The sequence below is a fragment of the Alphaproteobacteria bacterium genome, from assembly GCA_025800285.1.
Lineage (GTDB): Bacteria > Pseudomonadota > Alphaproteobacteria > JAOXRX01 > JAOXRX01 > JAOXRX01.
In genome coordinates this window covers 1-3,135 of sequence record JAOXRX010000115.1, presented here as the reverse complement: position 1 = coordinate 3,135, position 3,135 = coordinate 1, and the positions used below count along the sequence as shown (strand labels likewise).

1 protein-coding gene and 1 pseudogene are annotated in these 3,135 nt (G+C 28.5%); one reads left to right on the top strand and one right to left on the bottom strand.

The window, feature by feature from the left end; translation table 11 throughout:
- Nucleotides 1-559: 559 nt before the first annotated feature.
- A complete protein-coding gene (locus OIF36_05705; protein MCV6599947.1) occupies nucleotides 560-1,630 on the top strand; it encodes an IS481 family transposase in 1,071 nt (356 codons plus the stop codon).
- A gap of 96 nt (nucleotides 1,631-1,726) precedes the next feature.
- Here OIF36_05705 and OIF36_05700 read toward each other — a convergent pair.
- Nucleotides 1,727-2,972, bottom strand: a pseudogene (locus OIF36_05700) (IS256 family transposase).
- Nucleotides 2,973-3,135: the final 163 nt, after the last annotated feature.

The window sequence follows — 3,135 nt, the reverse complement described above, 5'->3', positions numbered from 1 at the left end:
ATTGTGATTGTGAAGCAAAAGATGAAGATAAAGCTTTAATCTCTTTATATGATGTGAAGGAAAATATAAATAGATATTTATCAAAAGAAGAATTTCTTAAAATATATTTTAAAGCAAAGAAAAATAAAAAATGAGGAAAATTATAAAAGGTATTTCATAGTTTTAGACATACTTTTTCAAATGAATTAAAACAATTAAAAGTAGATAAGAATATAGTAAATGAAATTCTAGGACATAATATTAGTGGTGGAAGTCGCCTTACATTTGATACTTATGCAAATAAATACAATATAAAAATCCTTAATGAGAAAATGCAAATGCTTGATTATAAAATTAAATCAATAGAAACACTATCAAACAAAATAAATGAATTATATATTTAAATGCATCAGTATTTAAAGTGTGCATAATTACAAACTTATAAGCTTTTTAATTTACTAAACAATTAATTGAACATTCTAAAGTTTTTGATAATCTGTACTAGTTAAGACTTAATCTGACAAATTATAAAATAAAAGAGTACAATTTTTCCTAGATAATAGATTTAGGAGAAATTGAAATGAATTTACATACACAAGAAAAAATCATAAAAAATAAATTAGGATTATTAAATTTAGCACAAGAATTAGGAAGTGTATCAAGAGCTTGCAAAGTATTTGGATATAGTAGAGATAGTTTTTATAGATTTAAAAAGTTATATGAAGAACATGGTGAAGATGGTTTACAAGAAGTAAGTCGTAAAAAGCCAAATTATAAAAATAGAATAGCTAAAGAGATAGAAGATGCTGTTTTATCTTTTGCAATAGATTATCCTGCTTATGGACAATTAAGAGCCAGTAATGAATTAAAAAAGAAAGGTATATTTCTATCTCCAGGTGGAGTTAGAAGTATATGGTTAAGACATAATCTACAAACCATGAAACTAAGATTAAAAGCTTTAGAGGAAAAATCTGCACAAGAAAACTTTATCCTTACAGAATCACAAGTACAAGCACTAGAAAATGCTAAAGAAGAGAAAATAGCACATGGTCAAATTGAAACTCTTTTTCCGGGATATTTAGGCTCACAAGATACATACTTTGTAGGTACTGTAAAAGGTATTGGAAAGATTTATCAACAAACATATATCGATACATATGCTAAAGTTGCTTTTTGTAAACTATATGATCGTAAGAATGCTCTTGTGGCTGCTGATCTACTCAATGATAGAGTTCTACCTTTCTATGATTCTAAGGACGTTAAATTACTTCGTATGCTTACTGATCGTGGAACAGAGTATAAAGGAGCTAGAGAACACCATGAATATGAATTATATCTTACTATTGAGGAAATAGATCATACTTTTACTAAAGCTAAATCACCTCAAACAAATGGAATTTGTGAAAGATTTCACAAAACAATACAACAAGAATTTTATAATGTTGCCTTTAGAACTAAAATATATAATACTATGGAGGAATTACAAAATGATTTAGATATCTGGCTACAACACTATAATTTTGAGCGAACTCATCAGGGTAAAAACTGTGAGGGTATGACTCCTATGGAATGCTTTGAAAAAACAAAACATCTTGCTAAAGTTAAGATGATTGGTTATAATTCCACAGAGTCAAAAGACATGGTGTCATGAAATAACTGACAAAAAATTTCAGGAGAAATTGTACTATGTCAGGTCAAGTCTAGTTTTGTACATGTCAAGTCACCTAATGTAACAAATACTCATTTGTTACAACTCTAAATAATTATCTAATCTCCCTTCGAAAAATATAGCAAGTTGGGAGATTGTTAAGCTCCAATTATGAACAGGCTGAGTCCATTTGACTTTTGCATTCTCAATTCCCATATATAACAATTTTAGTAGAGAATTTTCATTTGGAAATGCTCCTTTGGTTTTAGTTAATTTTCTAAATTGCCTATGTACAGATTCAATAATATTGGTCGTATACATAATTTTCCTTATCTCTTTAGGATACTTGAAATAATAAGATAGATTTTCCCACTTGTTCTGCCAAGATTGTAGGACTATTGGATATTTTTTACCCCATTTCTCATCAAGTTTTAATAGCTCATCTTCTGCTAATTCTTTGGTTGTTGCTTGATAAACTAATTTTAAATCTCTCATAAATTCTTTTTGATCTTTTGAGGCTACATACTTCAAGGAATTTCTTATTTGATGTACAACACAAAGTTGTACTTCTGTTTGAGGAAATATTGTCTTTATAACTTCTGGAAAGCCTTTTAAGCCATCTACTGATGCAATTAGAATATCTTCTAATCCTCTATTGTTTAAATCAGTTAGAACTGATAGCCAGAAGTTAGCTCCTTCACTTTGAGATAGATATAATCCTAATATATCTTTTTTACCATCCAAACTCATTCCTAAAACTGTATAAACAGCTTTAGTTACATATTTCCCACCATCCTTTATTTTATAATGGATTGCATCAAGCCATACAAAGGGATATATTGCTTCTAAGGGTCTGCTTTGCCAAGCTTTTACTTTATCTATGATTTTATCTGTAATAGCACTTATTGTTGCTGTTGATAATTGTATTTGATATATATCTTCAATATGTTTTATTATATCTTTATAACTTAACCCTAAGCCATACATTGAAAGTATTTTCTCTTCTATTTCATTTGATATTGTTGATTGATTTTTCTTTACTAGTTGTGGTTCAAATGAACCAGCTCATGGAGCGTAGCGGAATCCACACTTGCAAATCTCTTGGTGTATTTAATTCAAATGTACCACTTGTTGATTTTATTGTCTTAGAAGTCTTACCATTTTTTCTATTTTTATTTCCAGAAAATACATCTTCTGTAATATGTGAATCTAGCTCTGCTTCTAAGGCTGCTTCTACTAATTGTTTTACCAATGGAGCAAGTACTCCATCTTTTCCATTTATATTTTTACCTTTTAATAATTCTTGTACTGCATTATTAAAATCAAATTGTTCTTTCTCTTCCATCTGTATCAATCCTTTCATATTTTAGTATATCTGATTGACACAGAATTTTTAACACTCCCAGCGACCTTGGAGAAAATGCTTCTTTTCAAGATTTAAAATTAAAGATTCACGATTAGATTTATTTAAAATATTAGATTAGCTTTTCCATGAAAAAGTATAAACC

What these genes read in the sequence shown, in the direction of transcription:
- OIF36_05705 (MCV6599947.1), top strand. Translation starts at nt 560, where the DNA reads ATGAATTTACATACACAAGAAAAAATCATAAAAAATAAATTAGGATTA.